General features: G+C 68.2%; 15 protein-coding genes. 12 read left to right on the forward strand and 3 right to left on the reverse strand.

Annotation, left to right across the window (positions count from 1 at the left end; all coding sequences use genetic code 11):
* Positions 1–164 precede the first annotated feature (164 nt).
* The 12 genes from F5544_RS11730 to proB all read left to right on the forward strand — a co-directional run bounded on the left by F5544_RS11730 (position 165) and on the right by proB (position 14,417).
* On the forward strand, positions 165–2,843 hold the full coding sequence (locus F5544_RS11730) for a valine--tRNA ligase (RefSeq protein WP_167473216.1): 2,679 nt from the start codon (positions 165–167) through the stop codon (positions 2,841–2,843).
* Positions 2,840–4,288: a bifunctional tetrahydrofolate synthase/dihydrofolate synthase gene (gene folC, locus F5544_RS11735; RefSeq protein ID WP_174867316.1), complete on the forward strand. Its 1,449-nt coding sequence runs from the start codon at positions 2,840–2,842 to the stop codon at positions 4,286–4,288. Before F5544_RS11730 ends, folC begins: the two co-directional genes overlap by 4 nt.
* A 96-nt stretch (positions 4,289–4,384) precedes the next feature.
* A complete protein-coding gene (locus F5544_RS11740) occupies positions 4,385–4,795 on the forward strand; it encodes a DUF4233 domain-containing protein (RefSeq protein ID WP_167473217.1) in 411 nt (136 codons plus the stop codon).
* A gap of 127 nt (positions 4,796–4,922) precedes the next feature.
* Positions 4,923–5,114 carry a hypothetical protein gene (locus F5544_RS11745; RefSeq protein WP_167473218.1) on the forward strand — a complete coding sequence of 64 codons (192 nt, stop codon included), beginning with the start codon at positions 4,923–4,925 and terminating at the stop codon, positions 5,112–5,114.
* Positions 5,115–5,470: 356 nt separating this feature from the next.
* On the forward strand, positions 5,471–5,704 hold the full coding sequence (locus tag F5544_RS11750) for a hypothetical protein (protein ID WP_167473219.1): 234 nt from the start codon (positions 5,471–5,473) through the stop codon (positions 5,702–5,704).
* A gap of 208 nt (positions 5,705–5,912) precedes the next feature.
* Positions 5,913–6,329 carry a nucleoside-diphosphate kinase gene (gene ndk, locus F5544_RS11755; RefSeq protein ID WP_167473220.1) on the forward strand — a complete coding sequence of 139 codons (417 nt, stop codon included), beginning with the start codon at positions 5,913–5,915 and terminating at the stop codon, positions 6,327–6,329.
* A gap of 482 nt (positions 6,330–6,811) precedes the next feature.
* Positions 6,812–9,952, forward strand: a complete 3,141-nt coding sequence (locus F5544_RS11760; protein WP_238847199.1) for a translation initiation factor IF-2 N-terminal domain-containing protein — start codon at positions 6,812–6,814, stop codon at positions 9,950–9,952.
* A gap of 359 nt (positions 9,953–10,311) precedes the next feature.
* Positions 10,312–10,623 (forward strand): 50S ribosomal protein L21, encoded by a 312-nt coding sequence (gene rplU / locus F5544_RS11765; RefSeq protein WP_167473222.1) that lies wholly within the window; start codon positions 10,312–10,314, stop codon positions 10,621–10,623.
* Between the two features lie 31 nt (positions 10,624–10,654).
* Positions 10,655–10,921 carry a 50S ribosomal protein L27 gene (gene rpmA, locus F5544_RS11770; protein WP_167473223.1) on the forward strand — a complete coding sequence of 89 codons (267 nt, stop codon included), beginning with the start codon at positions 10,655–10,657 and terminating at the stop codon, positions 10,919–10,921.
* A gap of 120 nt (positions 10,922–11,041) precedes the next feature.
* Complete coding sequence (gene obgE, locus F5544_RS11775; protein ID WP_167473224.1) at positions 11,042–12,493, forward strand: GTPase ObgE; 1,452 nt, start codon at positions 11,042–11,044, stop codon at positions 12,491–12,493.
* 83 nt (positions 12,494–12,576) lie between these two features.
* A complete protein-coding gene (locus F5544_RS11780) occupies positions 12,577–13,266 on the forward strand; it encodes a hypothetical protein (protein ID WP_167473225.1) in 690 nt (229 codons plus the stop codon).
* 14 nt (positions 13,267–13,280) lie between these two features.
* Entirely contained in the window at positions 13,281–14,417 is a 1,137-nt protein-coding gene (gene proB / locus F5544_RS11785) for a glutamate 5-kinase (RefSeq protein ID WP_428847134.1), read from the forward strand.
* Between the two features lie 956 nt (positions 14,418–15,373).
* On the opposite strand, the gene F5544_RS11790 is transcribed toward proB, so the two are convergent.
* The 3 genes from F5544_RS11790 to F5544_RS11800 form a co-directional block, all read right to left on the reverse strand.
* The gene (locus F5544_RS11790; protein WP_167473226.1) at positions 15,374–16,561 is read right to left on the reverse strand and encodes a hypothetical protein; all 1,188 of its coding nucleotides are present in this window, start codon (positions 16,559–16,561) and stop codon (positions 15,374–15,376) included.
* 187 nt (positions 16,562–16,748) lie between these two features.
* Positions 16,749–17,123, reverse strand: a complete 375-nt coding sequence (locus F5544_RS11795) for a hypothetical protein (RefSeq protein ID WP_167473227.1) — start codon at positions 17,121–17,123, stop codon at positions 16,749–16,751.
* 83 nt (positions 17,124–17,206) lie between these two features.
* Complete coding sequence (locus tag F5544_RS11800) at positions 17,207–17,920, reverse strand: ESX secretion-associated protein EspG (protein ID WP_167473228.1); 714 nt, start codon at positions 17,918–17,920, stop codon at positions 17,207–17,209.
* Positions 17,921–18,010: the final 90 nt, after the last annotated feature.

An 18,010-nucleotide genomic window follows, 5' to 3' on the forward strand; every position in this document is an offset into this window, starting at 1 on the left:
TGCGGGCAACATCCGCGCGACGCGTTTTCCACGGCGGCCCGTCGATCTTCGCCGACGGTGACCGACGATCGGCGCGGTCGCCTTCCACAGCTGACGAGTCGACTGGATGCGCTGGTCACGGAGGTCTGCGTAAATGCCTTGGAGGTGACCACTAGAATCACCGCGTGACCAGCGCAACCCCTGACAACACGCGTAATCGTGCCGATGCCCTCCCGAGGAACTGGAACCCCAGTGACGTAGAGGCTCCGATGTACGAGCGCTGGGTAAACGCTGGCTATTTCACCGCGGACCCCACCAGCGGCAAGCCGCCGTACTCGATCGTGCTGCCGCCGCCGAACGTCACCGGCAACCTGCATATCGGCCACGCCCTCGACCACACGCTGATGGACACCCTCACCCGCCGCAAGCGGATGCAGGGGTACGAGGTGCTGTGGCTGCCGGGCATGGACCACGCGGGCATCTCCACCCAGACCGTCGTCGAGAAGCAGCTCGCCGTCGACGGGAAGACCAAGGAGGACTTCGGCCGCGAACTGTTCGTCGAGAAGGTCTGGGATTGGAAGCGCGAATCCGGCGGCCAGATCCAGTGGCAGATGCGCGCGCTCGGCGACGGCGTCGACTGGAGCCGCGACCGATTCACCTTGGACGACGGCCTTTCCCGCGCGGTGCAGACCATCTTCAAGCGGCTGTACGACGCGGGCCTCATCTATCGCGCCGAGCGGCTGGTGAACTGGTCGCCGGTGCTGCGCACCGCCATCTCCGATATCGAGGTGAAGTACGAGGAGGTGCCGGGTGAGCTCGTCTCGATGCGGTATGGCTCGCTCGACGACGCCGAACCGCACGTCGTGGTGGCCACCACGCGGGTGGAGACGATGCTCGGCGATACCGCGGTGGCCGTGCACCCCGACGACCCGCGCTACCGGGCGCTGATCGGCACCACCCTGTACCACCCGATCACCGGCAGACAGATCCCGGTGGTCGCCGACGACTACGTCGATCCCGAATTCGGTTCCGGCGCGGTGAAAATCACCCCCGCGCACGATCCGAACGACTTCGAGATCGGCATGCGGCACAACCTGCCGATGCCGACGATCATGGACGAGCGCGGCCGAATCGCAGACACCGGAACCGAATTCGACGGTATGGATCGGATGGAGGCGCGCGTCGCCATCCGTGAGCGGCTGGCCGCGGAGGGTCGCATCGTCGCCGAGAAGCGGCCGTATCTGCACAGCGTCGGCCACTCCGAGCGCACCGGCGAGCCGATCGAGCCGCGGCTGTCCATGCAGTGGTGGGTCAAGGTGGAATCGCTGGCCAAGGCCGCGGGCGACGCGGTTCGCAACGGCGACACCGTGATTCACCCGGCCAGCTCGGAGCCGCGCTGGTTCGACTGGGTGGACAACATGCACGACTGGTGTATCTCGCGCCAGCTGTGGTGGGGCCACCGCATTCCGATTTGGTACGGCCCGGAGGGCGAGGTCGTCTGCGTCGGCCCGGACGAGCAGGCGCCGGAGGGGTACATCCAGGATCCGGACGTGCTCGACACCTGGTTCTCCTCCGGGCTCTGGCCGTTCTCCACCATGGGTTGGCCGGACGCCACCGCGGAACTCGAAAAGTTCTATCCCACAAGCGTTCTCGTCACCGGGTACGACATCCTGTTCTTCTGGGTGGCCCGGATGATGATGTTCGGCACGTTTGTGGCGAACGATCCGGTGCTCACCTCGGGTAAGGGCGGCGCGTACCAGGTGCCGTTCAAAGATGTGTTCCTGCACGGCCTCATCCGCGACCAGCACGGCAAGAAGATGTCCAAGTCGCGCGGCAACGGCATCGATCCGCTGGAGTGGATCAACGAATACGGCGCCGACGTCGTGCGTTTCACGCTGGCCCGCGGCGCGCAGCCGGGTAGCGACCTCTCGGTGGGCGAACCGCACGCGCTGGCCTCGCGCAGCTTCATCACCAAGGTGTTCAACGCCGCCAAACTCGCGCTGATGAACGGCGCCCGCCCCGGTGACCTGCCGGACCGCGCGCAGCTCACCGATGCCGACCGCTGGATCATCGACCGGCTGGAAGCGGTTCGCGCCGAGGTGGATTCGGCCCTGGACGGTTACGAATTCGGCAAGGCCTGCGAGTCGCTGTACCACTTCTTCTGGGACGAATTGTGCGACTGGTACCTGGAATTGGCGAAAGTCCAGTTCGCCCAGGATGATTCGCGCGTCGAGGCGACCCGGGTCGTGCTCGGCACCGTGTTGGAGACGGTGCTGCGGCTGCTGCATCCGGTGATCCCGTTCGTCACCGAGACGCTGTGGCAGGCGCTCACCGGCGGCGAATCGGTGGTAGTCGCACCGTGGCCGCAGGCCACCGGCGCCGCACCGGACGAGGTTGCCGCGCAGCGTATTTCGGATGTGCAGCGGTTGATCACGGAGATCCGCCGATTCCGCAGCGATCAGGGCCTCGCCGAGAAGCAGAAGGTGGCGGCCAAACTCATCGGCCTCGCCGACGCCGATCTCGGCGGCCTGCACGAGTCGGTGACGAACCTGGCTCGGCTCACCGATCCGGAGGCTGGCTTCGCGGCGACCGCCTCACTCGAGGTGCGGCTGAGCACCGCGACGGTGACCGTCGAGATCGACACCTCCGGCACGGTGGACCTGGATGCCGAACGCCGCCGCCTGGAAAAGGATCTCGCGGCCGCGCAGAAGGAGTTGGCGGGCGCCGTCGCCAAACTCGGCAACGAGGCCTTCCTGGCCAAGGCGCCCGAGCAGGTGGTCGACAAGATCAAGGCTCGTCGCGAGGTCGCCGCCGCCGAGGTCGACCGGATCACCGCGCGACTGGCGGAGCTGAGCGGCAAGTGAACGACGAACCGGAACCGCAGCACGGCGCGGCGGCCCGCCTCGGCACCGGGCCGTCCCCGGTGGACCTGGCCGAAATGGCGCTGGTGGAGGCCGAACTCGATCAGCGCTGGCCGGAAACCAAGATCGAGCCGTCGCTCACCCGCATCGCGACGCTGATGGATCTGCTCGGCTCGCCGCAGCAGAGCTATCCGGCCATCCACGTCGCGGGCACCAACGGCAAAACCTCGGTGACGAGGATGATCGACGCCCTGCTCACCGCGCTGCACCGGCGCACCGGCCGGATCACCAGCCCGCATCTGCAGCTGGCCACCGAGCGGATCAGCATCGATAACGCGCCGATCAGCCCGGCGAAGTATGTCGAGATATATCGCGAGCTGCTGCCGTACGTCGAGATGATCGATAAGCAGTCGGCGGCCGCGGGCGGCCCGGCCATGAGCAAATTCGAGGTGCTCACCGGCATGGCGTACGCGGCCTTCGCCGAGGCGCCGGTCGACGTCGCGGTGGTAGAGACCGGAATGGGCGGCACCTGGGACGCCACCAACGTCATCGATGGACAGGTCGCGGTGATCACCCCGATCGGCCTGGACCACATGGATTACCTCGGCCCGGACCTCGCATCCATCGCGGGGGAGAAGGCGGGCATCATCAAGCGCGCCCCGGAGAGTCTGGTGCCGCGCGACACCGTCGCGATTATCGCCGAACAGGAACCCGAGGCGATGGAGGTGCTGCTGCGCCGCGCCGTCGAGGTCGATGCCGCCGTCGCCCGCGAGGGTTCGGAATTCCGAGTGCTGGCCCGCCAGATCGCCATCGGCGGACAGCAGCTCCAATTGCAGGGTCTCGGCGGGGTTTACGACGAGATCTTCCTGCCGCTGCACGGGGAACACCAGGCCCGCAACGCGGTGCTCGCGCTGGCCGCGGTCGAGGCGTTCTTCGGGGCCGGTGCGCAGCGTCAGCTCGACATCGACGCGGTGCGCGCCGGATTCGCGACGGTGGCCAGCCCCGGCCGGATGGAGCGGATGCGCAGCGCGCCAACGATTTTCATCGACGCCGCACATAATCCGGACGGCGCGAAGGCGCTGGCGGCGACGCTCACCGCGGAATTCGACTTCCGCAAGCTGGTCGGCGTCGTCGCGGTGCTCGGCGACAAGGATGCGGCGGGCATCCTGGCCGCGCTGGAGCCGGTATTCGACGAAATCGTCGTCACCACAAACGGTTCCCCGCGCGCCATGGACGTCGACACGCTCGCCGATCTGGCGGTGCAGCGCTTCGGCGACGAGCGGGTGATCACCGCGGCTACTTTGCCCGACGCGCTGGAATCGGCGATCGCGCTCGCCGAGGAATCGGGCGACGGCGACGAAATGATCTCCGGCGCAGGCGTTGTCGTCACCGGCTCGGTGGTGACGGCGGGTGCGGCGCGCGCGCTGTTCGGGAAAGATCCGGCATGATCGGTGCCTCTCGTAACCACGTGGGCCATGCCGATCGTGCCGGGATGGACGCAGCATGATCGGTGCGGCCGGAGGCAGCATCGGAAAGGACGCGACATGACCGACGCCGAGCCGGATCAGACGCCACCGCCCGCCCCCGATCCGTGGAAGGGGCTGCGCGGCGTCATGGCGGGCACCCTCGTCCTGGAGGCGATCGTCGTGCTGCTCGCACTGCCGGTGGTCGGCACGGTCGGCGGCGGCATCGGCTGGTTCTCCGGCAGCTATCTGGTGGTGCTGGCCTTACTGATGATCGTCGGCGCGGGACTGCAACGACGCTCCTGGGCGGTGCCGTTCAACCTCGGGCTCCAGGTGCTGGTCATCCTCGGGCTGTTCATCCACCTGTCGATCGGCGTGATCGGCGTGCTGTTCGCCGCGGTCTGGGCCTTCATCCTGGTCCTGCGCTCGGATGTGAAGAAGCGCATGGAGCAGGGTCTGCTGCCCAGCCAGCGCATCCAGCGCTCGTCCTGAAAACGCCTCCCGCCCCGAGATATCGGGGCAGGCCAATTTCGGTCTGCCGCGGATACCGTCCGCGCCCATAGTCTTTCGCTCGACATCCGTGATTGCGACGGATGTTCGAACGGGAGGAAAGATAGTGATGAAGCGCGTATTCGCGGGTGTGGTCGTAGCGGGGGCGCTCGCCGTCGGCATCGCGGTCGGCGCCGCGCAGGCCAGTGCCGAGTACGGATTGCTGCTGATGGGGCCTGACTCGACGTCCGGCACTTGGGCACACACCGATTCGACATCCGGCACTTGGGCCCATACCGACGCCTCCGCAACGGAGTACTGAGATCACTGCTCGGGCGCTGTCGCGACAGGGGTGCCGACGCGCTCGCGTCGAGTGATCCGGCGGTCGCGCGCCGACTGGGACGATGCGCGACCGCCGCTCCGGAGTGGTGCCTGCTGCTCCATGCGGTCAACGGGATGGGTGTAGCCGCCGAGCAGACGATGATGCCCCGGCTCCGCGGTGAGCCGGGGCATCGTCGTATCCGAGGGTCACGGGCCCCGCGTTTCGATCCGTCGGCGACCGGGTACTCCGGTCGGATCGTTCGCCGACAAGCGTTCTACCAGCGAGTTCTCCTGCGCGCGTAGCCTTTTCACTGGGTACCCGGTGTTCGATGCGGGTATCGAGGCATGGGAGGAACCATGAAGCGAATCATCGCGGGCGCTGTCTTCGCGGGGGCGATCGCCGCGGGTATCGCGATTACCGCAGGATCGGCCGCAGCCGACAACGGGGTGATCCACGTGCAGGCGGGGACCCACGGCACATCGGCCAGGTCCGATGCGACGGCGATCGAGTACGGCTCGGCGAAGTCCGGCGGCACGGCGCACACCGATGCCACCGCCATCGAGTACGGCCTGCGGTCGAACGCCCGCTGACGTCCCGACGCATGCTCTGACACAGAAACCGGCAGGTCCCGCCGACGGTCGGTATCCGCGGTGAGCGCTGGTCAGACGAAGGAGTTCGGGCCGGTGCGGTCTGAGGACGGCTACGCCGACAGCGCATATTAGGCGTACCTCCGCCTTCGCTCCGGCCATGCGCAGGCTGAGGACGGCTTCGCCGGCAGCGCCCATTAGGCTGAGCGCCGTGACAGAGCAGACGTTGGTACTCATCAAGCCGGACGGTGTGGCCCGTGGCCTCGTCGGCGAGGTGCTCACCCGGATCGAGCGCAAGGGCCTGAAGATCGCGGCCCTGGAGCTGAAGAACGTATCCGAGAAACTGGCCGGCGAACACTACGCCGAGCATGCCGAGAAGCCGTTCTTCGGATCCCTGATCGAATTCATCACCTCCGGCCCGGTCGTCGCGGCCATCCTCGAGGGCCCGCGTGCCATCGCCGCGTTCCGGCAGATCGCCGGCGGCACCGATCCGGTGGAGAAGGCCGTGCCCGGCAGCATTCGCGGTGATTTCGCCCTGGAAACCCAGTTCAACCTGGTACACGGCTCCGACTCGGCGGATTCGGCCAAGCGCGAGATCGCGCTGTGGTTCCCGGAGTTCCCCGCGTAGTTTCCCCACCGCCGACGCTGCGCGCACCAGGCGCGCCCGAGCCCATGTGGCGCGCGACTCGTCCGAACGGACCTACCGGAGTCGCGCGCCAGTGGCAAAGCCTCGGCGCACGGTGTGGGATACTGGCACTGGTTGCTTTCGATGCCGACTGTTCGCGCAGGTACGCGAGTTGTCGGTGACGTGGCAGCCGGATGACACCGCGGTTCGATGCCGATCATCGCTGCCACGGACGAGCGGCCCGTTACCTCGGGCCCGCAGTTCGCGTCGGCACGCTGGATGAACGCTCGCCTCGCGGAGTTCAGCCAACAGCCAGGCGCCGCGTGACCAGTTAGCCCGACGACGAAGATAATGGAGATAACCGGGCACGCGGGGCGAGACCACTTGACCTCGCGCCAATGGGCGTGAGTCGAATAAGCAGCGCCCCCGCGCTGGCCGCGTCACTCCGTACCGGGAGGGACGCGCCCGGGGCCCGAGGAGACTTCGTGGCCGATCAAGAGCCGCTGGACACAACAAAACAGGATGCCGAACAATTGCCGGAGCGAATCCGAGTTCATGCACTGGCCAAGCTGCTTGGTGTAACGAGCAAGCGCATCCTGGCCAAGCTGAGCGAAATGGGTGCCGACGCGCGTAGCGCGCAATCGAATGTGGACCGTGCGGTCGCCGAATCGGTGGTCGACGCCTTCGGGCCGAGAGCGGTCGAGGCCGCTCCTGACCCGGTCCCCGAGCAGACCACCGATTCGAATCAGACCGCCGAGCAGCCCACGGAACCCGTCGCCGAACCCGTCGTCGAGGTGACCGAAACCACCGAGGCGCAGGCCGAACCGTCGCAGCCGCAGCGGATGCAGCTGTTCACCAGCCCGGTGCAGGAGGATCCGCACGTCTCCGCGCCGGTCGTCTTCGAATCCGCCGCGGTGCACGTGCCGTTGTTCCTACCGCCGGACGCCGCCGCCGCGGAGGCCGCGCGCAAACAGCGTCGCGCCGCGCGGGAGGCCCGCCGGGCGGAGGAGCCCGTCGCCGAGGTGGTCGAGGAAGAGCCCGATACCACCACCGCCGATGAGGAATCGGATACCGCCGAGCAGTCCGGCGATGCCGACGATCAGCCGCGCCGTCGCAGGCGGGGTCGCCGTGGCCGTGGCCGTGGCAGGGGTGAGCAGCACGCCGAAAGCGACGAGCAGGACACCGATTCCGACACCGCCCCCGAATGGCAGGAGCCGGAGCGGGCCGGCGAGGAATCCGCCGACGAGTCGAACGAATCCGCCGAATCCACCGATGACGGGGATGCCGACGAGGAGGCCGTGCCGGAGGGTGCGAGCCGCCGTCGCCGCCGTCGTCGCCGTCGCAAGGTGGCCGGCGAATCGGGCGAGGCCGAGCCCGCCGACGACGATCCGCCGAATACCGTTGTGCACGAGCGCGAACCGCGCAACAAGAGCCGTGCCCGCGCCGCGTCCGACGAGGTGCAGGGCATCACCGGCTCCACCCGGTTGGAGGCCAAGCGTCAGCGCAGGCGCGACGGCAGGGAGGCCGGTCGCCGCCGCCCGCCGATCCTGACCGAATCGGAATTCCTGGCCCGCCGCGAGGCGGTCGACCGGGTGATGGTGGTGCGCGAGAAGTCGTTCCCCGGGGCGAACGGGCACGATCATCCGACGACCACCCAGGTCGCGGTGATGGAAGACAACGTGCTGGTCGAGCACTTCGTCACCAATACCGGTTCCGCGTCCATGGTCGGCAACGTGTACCTGGGCAAGGTGCAGAACGTGCTGCCGAGCATGGAGGCCGCGTTCGTCGATATCGGCCGTGGCCGCAACGGCGTGCTGTACGCGGGCGAGGTGAACTGGGAGGCCGCCGGGCTCGGCGGTAAGGAGCGCAAGATCGAGCAGGCGCTCAAGCCGGGCGATCAGGTGCTCGTGCAGGTGTCGAAGGATCCGGTCGGCCACAAGGGCGCCCGGCTCACCACCCAGATCAGCCTCGCGGGCCGCTTCCTGGTCTATGTGCCGGGCGGCACCTCGACCGGTATCAGCCGCAAACTGCCGGACACCGAGCGCAAGCGGCTCAAGGAGATCCTGCGCGATATCGTCCCCGCCGACGCGGGCGTGATCATCCGCACCGCCTCCGAAGGTGTCAGCGAGGCCGAGCTGGCCCGCGACGTCGAGCGGCTGCAGGCCACCTGGCGCACCATCGAAAAGGCCGCGGAGGGTAAGGATTCCGGCGGCCCGAAGACGCTGTACGAAGAGCCGGACCTGCTGGTCAAGGTGATTCGCGACCTGTTCAACGAGGACTTCTCCCGGCTGGTCATCGAGGGTGAGCGGGCCTGGAGCACGGTGGAGAACTACATCCGCACCGTCGCGCCGGACCTGCTGGCCAGGGTGTCCCGGCACGAGAACAGCGGTATCGACGTCTTCGAGACCTACCGCATCGACGAACAGCTGGCCAAGGCGCTGGATCGCAAGGTGTGGCTGCCGTCGGGCGGCACCCTGGTGATCGACCGCACCGAGGCCATGACGGTGATCGACGTGAACACCGGCAAGTTCACCGGTTCGGGCGGCAGCAACCTCGAAGAGACGGTCACCAGGAACAACCTGGAGGCGGCCGAGGAGATCGTGCGCCAGATGCGGTTGCGCGATATCGGCGGCATGATCGTCGTCGACTTCATCGATATGGTGTTGGAATCCAACCGGGATCTGGTGCTGCGCAGATTGACCGAGGCACTCGGTCGCGACCGCACCCGGCATCAGGTGTCCGAGGTGACCTCCCTCGGCCTGGTGCAGATGACCCGTAAGAAGCTGGGCACCGGGTTGGTCGAGGCGTTCTCCTCCACCTGTGAGCACTGCCACGGTCGCGGCATCATCGTGCACACCTATCCGGTGGAGCCGTCGGCGGCCGAGGACAGCGTGGTTCGCACCAAGGAGTCCGGTTCGCGCAGGCGCCGGGGCCGGGACAAGACCGCCCCGGCCGCGCCGCCGGTGGTCGTCGAGCCTGTGCACGAGGCATCCGAGGAGGATGCGGCGGTCAAGCGGGCGCATCCGGTGGCATTGGCGATGGCGGCCCATCTGGCCGAGGAGGCCGCCGTCCATGAGGCGGAGTCGGCCGCACAGCATGCGAGCGAGGCGGGCGCCGCCGCGGTGACCGCGGAAATCGCTGCGGCAGAGGCGGTTTCGGCCGTCGCCGAAGGCGTGGACGCGGCGTCCGCGGCAGCCGAGGCCGAATCGGCGGCCGCCGCTGCGGAGTCGTCCGCGGTTGCGGCGGAAACGGTTGCCGCCGAGGCGGATTCGGCTGTCGCCACGGCCGCGGTGGCCGCTCAGGTCGCCGCCGAGGCCGCGGCGGAAGCGGTGACGGCCGAGGTGTCGCCCGCCGCTGACGAGGAAGCGAAACCGGCTGCCGCTGAAGCGGTTCCGGCCGCCGAACGCAACGGCACGGCCCGCCCGGCGCGCAGGCGCCGGGTCGCCCGGTCGGCCGCCGCGCCCGCGGCCGACAGCGCGAGTGCCGTATTCGTGTTGTCCGCCGATCAGCCACCCGCCGCGGTGATCGACTACTCCGACCCGGAGCCGGTCGAGTTGCCGCACCGCGGTCGGCCGCGGCGGCGAGCCGTCGGGCGTCCGGCCGGCGCGCCGGAGGCAGGCAGCTAGATCCTCGGCCGGAAACAGCTCGGGTGGTCCCCATCGCGGTCAGCGGTGGGGACCACCCGCATTTGCGGCACCGGTTCCGGCAGGTGTGTCGAGGTAGCTTTCCGGCCCGAGCGCGGCACCCCGGTTTTGTCGCGACGGTGCCCGTCCTGTAATCTTGGACAGTCGCTGCCCGGTGACAGCATGTTCTGTCTTCGTGGCCCGGTTCTCGAATTCGCTCGATCCCGAGAGCCACCAGATGCCGAGGCGGCGGTAAATTACCAGACCAGTCGTGCGGCGGTTTCCGGTGGAATGATCCGGCCGGAAATGTCCGTCGCCAGCAAGTGCCTAGCACTACTTAGAGGAAGAAGGGCAGCCGACCGATGGCAACGTACGCGATCGTCAAGACCGGCGGAAAGCAGTACAAGGTCGCGGTCGGTGACCTGGTGAAGGTCGAGAAGATCGAGGGTGAGCCGGGCACCGCGGTGGCGCTGTCCCCGGTGCTGGTGGTCGACGGCGCCCAGCTGACCACCGATGCGGACAAGCTGGCCAAGGTTTCGGTGTCGGCCGAGATCGTCGACCAGACCAAGGGTCCGAAGATCCGCATCCACAAGTTCAAGAACAAGACCGGCTACCACAAGCGTCAGGGACACCGTCAGAAGCTGACGGTCCTGAAGGTCACCGGCATCAAGTAAGCGACTTCGAAAGTACGAGGAGACTCGAGCAATGGCACATAAGAAGGGTGCATCCAGCTCCCGGAACGGTCGCGACTCCAACGCCCAGCGACTCGGCGTCAAGCGGTTCGGTGGCCAGGTCGTCAAGGCGGGCGAAATCCTGGTTCGCCAGCGCGGCACCCACTTCCACCCCGGCGTGAACGTCGGCCGCGGCGGCGACGACACCCTGTTCGCCCTCGAGGCGGGCGCGGTCGAGTTCGGTTCCAAGCGGGGCCGCAAGACCGTCAACATCGTCGTCCCGGAGCCGGTCGAGGCCTGACCGCAGAAGCCACTCCGTAAGACTTAGAGCGGGTCAGGGTGCGAAACCCCTGGCCCGCTTTCTTTGTGCAGATAACAAGCCCTGAAGTACGACCACCTCGGAAGGAGGATGATTCGGCGTATGTCCAAGTTCATCGACCGTGTCGTGCTTCACGTGCGCGCCGGAAAGGGCGGCCACGGATGCGCCTCGGTGCATCGGGAGAAGTTCAAGCCGCTCGGCGGGCCCGACGGCGGTAACGGCGGAAACGGCGGGGATGTGATCCTCGAGGTCGACCCGAATGTGCACACCCTGCTGGACTTCCACTTCCACCCGCACGCCAAGGCAGGCAACGGCAAACCCGGCGAGGGCGGCAACCGCGACGGCAAGATGGGCGCCGACCTGCTGCTGAAGGTGCCGGACGGCACGGTCGTGCTGAGTACCGACGGTGAAGTGCTCGTCGATCTGATCGGTGCGGGCAACCGGTTCATCGTGGCCAAGGGCGGCCGCGGCGGGCTCGGCAACGCGGCACTGGCCTCGAAGGCGCGTAAAGCGCCCGGGTTCGCGCTGCTCGGCGAGGAGGGCGAGGAGCTCGATCTCGTCCTGGAGCTGAAGTCGGTGGCCGACGTCGGCCTGGTCGGGTTCCCGTCGGCGGGCAAGTCGTCGCTGGTTTCGGTGCTGTCGGCGGCCAAGCCGAAGATCGCGGACTATCCGTTCACCACGCTGGTGCCGAATCTCGGCGTCGTGGCCAGTGGTGACACCACCTTCACCATTGCCGACGTGCCCGGGCTCATCCCCGGCGCCAGCGCAGGTCGCGGGCTGGGGCTGGACTTCCTGCGACATCTGGAACGCTGCGCGGTGCTCGCACACGTCGTCGACTGCGCGACGCTGGAACCCGGCCGGGATCCGGTGTCCGACGTCGACGCGCTGGAGGCCGAACTCGCCGCGTACAAGCCCGCGCTGAACGCCGATGCCGGTCTCGGCGACCTGGCCGATCGGCCGCGCGTGGTGATCCTGAACAAGACCGATGTGCCCGACGCCGAAGAACTCGCGGAAATGGTTGCCCCCGAGTTCGCCGAGCGCGGCTGGCCGGTCTTCCAAATCTCCGCCGTGAGCCGGGCCGGCCTGCGGCCCTTGACCTTCGCGCTCGCGGATCTGGTGCGCCGGTATCGCGAGGAACATCCGAAGGCGGCGCCGAAGCGTCCGGTGATCCGGCCGATCGCGGTGGACGAGACCGGTTTCACGGTGCTCACCGACCCCGAGGAGCCGGGCGGGTTCATCGTGCGCGGCGTGCGCCCCGAGCGCTGGGTGCGCCAGACCCAGTTCGACAACGACGAAGCCGTCGGCTACCTCGCCGACCGGCTGGCCCGCCTCGGCGTCGAGGATCAACTGGTGAAGATGGGCGCCGAGCCCGGCGCACCGGTCACCATCGGCGACGTCACCTTCGAATGGGAGCCGCAGATCTCGGCCGGTATCGATATGGTGCCCACCGGTCGCGGAACCGACGTCCGTCTCGAGCAGAGCAACCGGACCAGCGCGGCCGAACGCAAACACGCGTCGCGGGTGCGGCGCGGGCTGGTCGACGAGGAGGAATAGCAGTGGCGGGCTGGACGCCGGGAACCATTGGTGCGCAAGGGCTTTCGGAGGAGCTGCGGAGCCGTCGGCTGGCCAGCGGCTGGGTGCTGCGCGACCATGTCGCCGCGCCCGTGCGGGCGGTGCTGGAGTCGACCCGTGGTCGCTCCGTGCGCCGGTTCGACCGGGATGCTCGCGCGGTGGACTCGCGGTTTGCCGAACGGCTGAGCTCGGGTTGGGTTGTGCGTCAGACGGATTCCATTGTGGCGCAGTCTATTCGGCGAGTCGGATCGTCGGGCCTTTCGCGCGCCAAGTTCATTTCAGGCATGGATGCGGATGCGGTGGATACCTCCCATGCGATGGATCCCCAGGTATCGGATTCGCGCGGGGTCCGGCGGGGGGCGTTCGGCGATGAGTCGGCCGCCGCCGGGGCGCAGGCCGATCGACGGTTCGGTGGGTCGCTGGAAGGTTGGCGTGCGGAGTTCGTGACGGGTGCGCCGCTTGCTGGTTCGTCGAGTTTTGGTGATGTGCTGGAGGATTCGGTTGCCGCTGCGGCGCAGGCTGGTCGCCGGTTCGGTGGGTCGCCGGAAGGTTGGCGTGCGGAGTTCGTGACGGGTGCGCCGCTTGCTGGTTCGTCGAGTTCTGGTGATGTGCTGGAGGATTCGGCAGGGGCTGTTGCGCGGGGCCTACTAAATGGTGGGCGCGGAAATGGTTACTTCGACGCGCCCGGTGGCGGCGTCGCAGGAGGGTTCGGCCGGGATATCTCCGGCGACGAGACAGATTCCGCTGCGGTGTAGGGAGTTCGGTGGCGATGCGGGCGAATGTGGTTGGGGCCGAGGCGGATTCGCTGAGTGAAGCGCGGCAGGCGATCGCCTCGGCGCGCAGCGTGGTGGTGAAGATCGGCTCGTCCGCGTTGACCAGCCTGAAGGGTGGGCTGGACACCGACCGGCTCGATCGGCTCGCCGATGCCGTCGAGGCGCGGATGCGCGCCGGATCCGATGTGGTCGTCGTCTCGTCCGGTGCCATCGGCGCCGGGATCGCGCCGCTCGGATTATCCAGCCGCCCAAAGGATCTGGCCACCAAACAGGCGGCGGCCAGCGTCGGGCAGTTGGCCCTCGCCCATGCCTGGGGCACCTCGTTCGGCCGCTACGGCCGCACCGTCGGACAGGTGCTGCTGAGCGCGGGCGACTTCGCCCGCCGGGAACACCACCGCAACGCCCAGCGCACCCTGGACCGGCTCCGCTCGCTCGGCGCCGTCGCCGTGGTGAACGAAAACGACACCGTCGCAACGGAAGAGATCCGATTCGGCGATAACGACCGGCTGGCCGCCCTCGTCGCGCACTTGGTCGGCGCCGACGCGCTGGTGCTGCTGTCCGATGTCGATGGCCTCTACGACGGCGATCCGCGCAAAGGCGCCGCCAACTTCATTCCGGAGGTGCGCGGCACCGCCGACCTGGACGGCGTGATCGCGGGCAACGGCGGCGCGCTCGGCACCGGCGGCATGGCATCCAAATTGTCCGCCGCCCGGCTGGCCGCCGACGCGGGCGTCCCGGTACTGCTCGCCGCCGCCACCGCGGCCGCGACCGCGCTCACCACCGGCACCGTCGGCACCGCGTTCGCGGCGCGACCCACCCGCATGTCCGCCCGCAAATTCTGGGTGCGCCACGCCGCCGACAGCCGCGGCGCGCTGCTCATCGACGACGGCGCGGTGCGGGCCGTCGCAGGCTGCCGCCGCTCCCTGCTCGCCGCGGGCATCATCGGCCTGCGCGGCAAATTCTCCGGCGGCGACGTCGTCGACCTGATCGCCCCCGACGATCGCATCGTCGCCCGCGGCGTCGTCGAATACGACAGCACCGAACTGGAAGGCATGCTCGGCCGCTCGACCACCCAACTCCCGGAAAACATGCGCCGCGCGGTAATCCACGCCGACGACCTCGTCAAGGTCTGAACGCGGGCCGGTCTCGGTTCGCGAAGGTGTCGGTGCGTCAGGTGGGTGGTCGCGCCGCTACGACGACGTAATCGCCCCAGGTAGGCGCTTGGTGCGTTGGTATGTGGTGCGGCGGTTTCCCAGTCCGGCTGCCTCTGTTCCCGCTTAGCCCCCAGTTTCTCGCGCGGCACACCCACGCCAGTTATCTACGTATCCAAAGCTAAAACTGTGCCGCCGCACCCCTTGTCGAAAGACGCGCCGCGCGACACGCCGCTGGTTTTCGTGGACGGGGTGTGGCAGTTGCGAACGGGGTGCGGCAGCGGCAACGTGCGCGGAGTGTAGGGCTCGCGCGGTGTGAACGCTACCGCCGAGTACCAACGCACCACGCGCCTACCTGGGGCGATTACGTCGTCGTAGCGGCGCGACCGCCAACTCAGCGCGCCGATCCCTCCCAACTGGGGCGGAATCCGGAACGCCGACCACGTAGCAACTTCGGTCGAGTCGTCGTAGCGGTGCGCCCGCCAGGCCTGCCGAGCCGAAACTCGTGATTCCCACCCAGCATTCGGCGCTCGCGCTGGCCATGGCGTGTGCGGGAAGCCAATTGCTATGCCGGAATCGGAGTTTCGGTGCGCCAGGTAGGTAGTCGCGCCGCTACGACGACTTGATCGCCCCCGGTAGGCGTGTGGTGCGTTGCATGTGGTGCGGCGGTTTAAATCTGAGCTGCCGCACCCCTTGTCGGAAGACGCGCCGCGCGACACGCCGCTGGTTTTCGTGGACGGGGTGTGGCAGTTGCGAACGGGGTGTGGGGCTCGCGTGGTGTCGGACCGCTACCGCCCCATGCCAACGCACCACGCGCCTATCTGGGGCGATTACGTCGTCGTAGCGGCGCAACCAACTGTTCATCGCACCGATTCCTCCGAGCCGCGATGCGAACAGTGGTGCCCGCGAACGTCATTCGTATGCGAGGTGGTTTGCGGTTAGCTCGGGATGACGCCGGGTTGGTCGGTGTCGCCGCGGGGGGTGCTTCGGTCGACGGCTGGGATGGGGCCGGTTATGCCGGGTTGTCCGCCGGGGTCGGGGAGTGGGGCTGGTTGGCTCGGGGGTGGGATGACGCCGGGTTGGCTCGGTTGGGTCGGCGGTTGGCTGGGTGGGACCGGGGCCGGTTGTGGTGGCGGCGCTGGCTGTTGGGTTGGTTGCTGTGGTGGTGGTGCCGGTTGTTCGGTTGGTGGTGCGGGTTGTTGAGTTGGTGCGGGCTGCTGTGGTGGTGCCGGTTGTTCGGTTGATGGCGCTGGCTGTTGAGTCGGTGGTGCTGGCTGCTGCGTTGGTGCCGGTTGGTCGGTCGGCGGGGCCGGTTGTTGTGTCGACGGCGCCGATTGGGTTGGCGGCGTTGGCTGTTGGGTTGGGGGTGGTTGGGGGGACTCGGTGGAGGGGGCCGTTGGTGGAACCGGTTGGGGGGCCTGGTCTTTGGGGTGCGGGGTGGCCTGCTCTGGGACGGGCTGGGGCGTTTGGGTTTCCGGCGGGGGTGGGCCCTGTTGCGGACGCTGTGGTTGCTGATCCCGTTGCGGTGGTGCGGGTTCGGTTTGCTGCGGTTGGGTTCTGGGCTGGGGCTGGGCCGGGGCGGTGTCGGGGCCATTGGGCGGGGCGGGCAGGGCGGGGACGCCGGTGCCCGCGAGGCTGTAGGCCGGTTTGTAGATCATGTTCATGGCGAGCACGGCCTCTTGCCGCAGCGTCTCCTGTGCCATCTGCGCATCGATGACGTGTGCGGCCTCCAGCAGTTGCGCTATCGCGCCGATCGGACCCGTATTGCCCGGCGGCGCAACGGCGATCTTCACCGCCTCGGCGGCCGCGGCGACCGCACCGAGGCGCGCGCCGACCTGGCCGAGCACCGCGGTGAGTTCGTCGACTGAGGCGGCGAAGCTGCGGGTGCTCGTGTATGCGGCGTCCGCGGCGGCACCCTGCCAGCCGGTCGCGTTCATCACTCGGTCGGCGCCGCCGCGGGTGAGCGGGAATGCGGTGGCGAGCGTGCCCGCGACCTCCAACCAGGCGGCCGCGGCCTTCAGGATTTCCGCAGCGTCGATCTGCTGGGCCTTGGCGTAGATCTCCTCGTGCGTCAGCGATTCGAAGTGTTCCATCGAGCTGATATAGGTGGGGTCCGTTCCGGTCATGACCGCACCCCACGGCGGATAAGCCTTGTGCGGGAGTCCCATTCGGCGGCTGCGCGGTCCAGCCCGCCGCCTGGCTGTGTTGCCGCTACGAATCCGGTATCGGCTCGTCCTTGCCAGGAGACGAGCTGGAGCACGGATACATCCGGCCGGATTTCGACGCAGGGCCTATGGGCGCCCGGCTCCGCATTCATCGGGGCAACCTCGACTGCACGGCGCGCAATGCGGCGGCATTGGCGGCGTCGGCCTCCTCGTACAGCCCGGCGCTGAGCAGGAAGGCCTCCTTCATCCGGTACGCGGCCTCGATATACCGGTCGAGCAGCGCGGCGGCATCGCGCGCCTTGTGCCCGAAACCGGCCTGGAGCTGCTGCGCTGAGACAAAGCCGCCGAAACCTGTGAGATCCGAGACGGATTCGAGCCGCTGGCGCAGGTAGTGCAGCTGTTCGGCCTGGTTGTCGTACATCTGCGCACACCGTCGCGCCGCGGCCGGATCGAATTGCACACCGCCGCTTTGCACCTGGGCCTTGAACCGGGCGATGTCGGCGCGACTGGTCTCGATCGTCATGGTGCACCCCTGAATCGGTCGGTCCGCTCAGCGTAGCGGGAAGCCGAGTGTCCGGTCAGCAATAGTTCTCCGTTATGCGTTCGTCAGCGGACCTGTGCGGGAATGCGTTTCTGCAGTTGCGCGGCTATCTGTTCGGCGGCCGCCGGGACGATGTGCACCTCGGCGCCCGCCCGGAGTAGATAGCGCCCGTCGCCTTTGACGTCGATCCAGGTGTAGTGGACCGGTGGTTGCGGTGTCGGTTGGTCGAGCCGCGATTCGATGCGGATATGCCCTTCTGCCGTATGCGGTTTCAGGAGCAGCCGCCGAATCAGCTGGGCCACGCGCTGATCCGCGGTCCGGTCGCCGTCGTCGTGCACCGCGGATGTCGCGGCGGATCTGGCCGGCTCGTGTCCCGGCGGCGTCTGCGGCAGCAGTGCCGCGATACGGACGCCGAGTTTACCGCTGTGGCCGATCGAAATCCGCACCCGCCCACCGTAATCCGGTGAACCGCCGGGCTCCTGCACGGCGAGCACGGCGTGATCGAAGATGGCGCAGGCGAGCATCCGCAGCTCGGTGCCGGGCCGGTGGCCGCCGCCGACCGCGACGATTCTGGTGTGCGGCCGGGCCAGGATGCGCAGGCACGCGGACAGATCCGGATCGCCGCCGAGCGGAAGTCGTTCGGCGAGTTGGGTGCGCAGCTTCTCGGCCTCGGTGTCGGTGCGCGGCGTCTCCAGAATCCGGATCGGATACGGGTGCCGATCGGTGTCTGTTTCCCGCCAGATGTGGGCGAACTCGTCCGGGGTGAAGGTCCAGCTCACCGTTAGATCACATCCTCACCGCACCCACGAACTCGGACTAGCGTAGCTGTGATCCCGCCAGGATTACCGGCTAACGCAACGGTGAATTCT

Source organism: Nocardia arthritidis, from assembly GCF_011801145.1.
Classification (GTDB): domain Bacteria; phylum Actinomycetota; class Actinomycetes; order Mycobacteriales; family Mycobacteriaceae; genus Nocardia; species Nocardia arthritidis_A.

What these genes read in the sequence shown, in the direction of transcription:
- F5544_RS11745 (WP_167473218.1), top strand. Translation starts at nt 4,923, where the DNA reads ATGAAGCGCGTATTCGCGGGTGTGGTCGTAGCGGGGGCGCTCGCCGTC.
- obgE (WP_167473224.1), top strand. Translation starts at nt 11,042, where the DNA reads ATGTCCAAGTTCATCGACCGTGTCGTGCTTCACGTGCGCGCCGGAAAG.
- F5544_RS11790 (WP_167473226.1), bottom strand. Translation starts at nt 16,561, where the DNA reads ATGACCGGAACGGACCCCACCTATATCAGCTCGATGGAACACTTCGAA.
- proB (WP_428847134.1), top strand. Translation starts at nt 13,281, where the DNA reads ATGCGGGCGAATGTGGTTGGGGCCGAGGCGGATTCGCTGAGTGAAGCG.
- rplU (WP_167473222.1), top strand. Translation starts at nt 10,312, where the DNA reads ATGGCAACGTACGCGATCGTCAAGACCGGCGGAAAGCAGTACAAGGTC.
- F5544_RS11795 (WP_167473227.1), bottom strand. Translation starts at nt 17,123, where the DNA reads ATGACGATCGAGACCAGTCGCGCCGACATCGCCCGGTTCAAGGCCCAG.
- rpmA (WP_167473223.1), top strand. Translation starts at nt 10,655, where the DNA reads ATGGCACATAAGAAGGGTGCATCCAGCTCCCGGAACGGTCGCGACTCC.
- F5544_RS11740 (WP_167473217.1), top strand. Translation starts at nt 4,385, where the DNA reads ATGACCGACGCCGAGCCGGATCAGACGCCACCGCCCGCCCCCGATCCG.
- F5544_RS11750 (WP_167473219.1), top strand. Translation starts at nt 5,471, where the DNA reads ATGAAGCGAATCATCGCGGGCGCTGTCTTCGCGGGGGCGATCGCCGCG.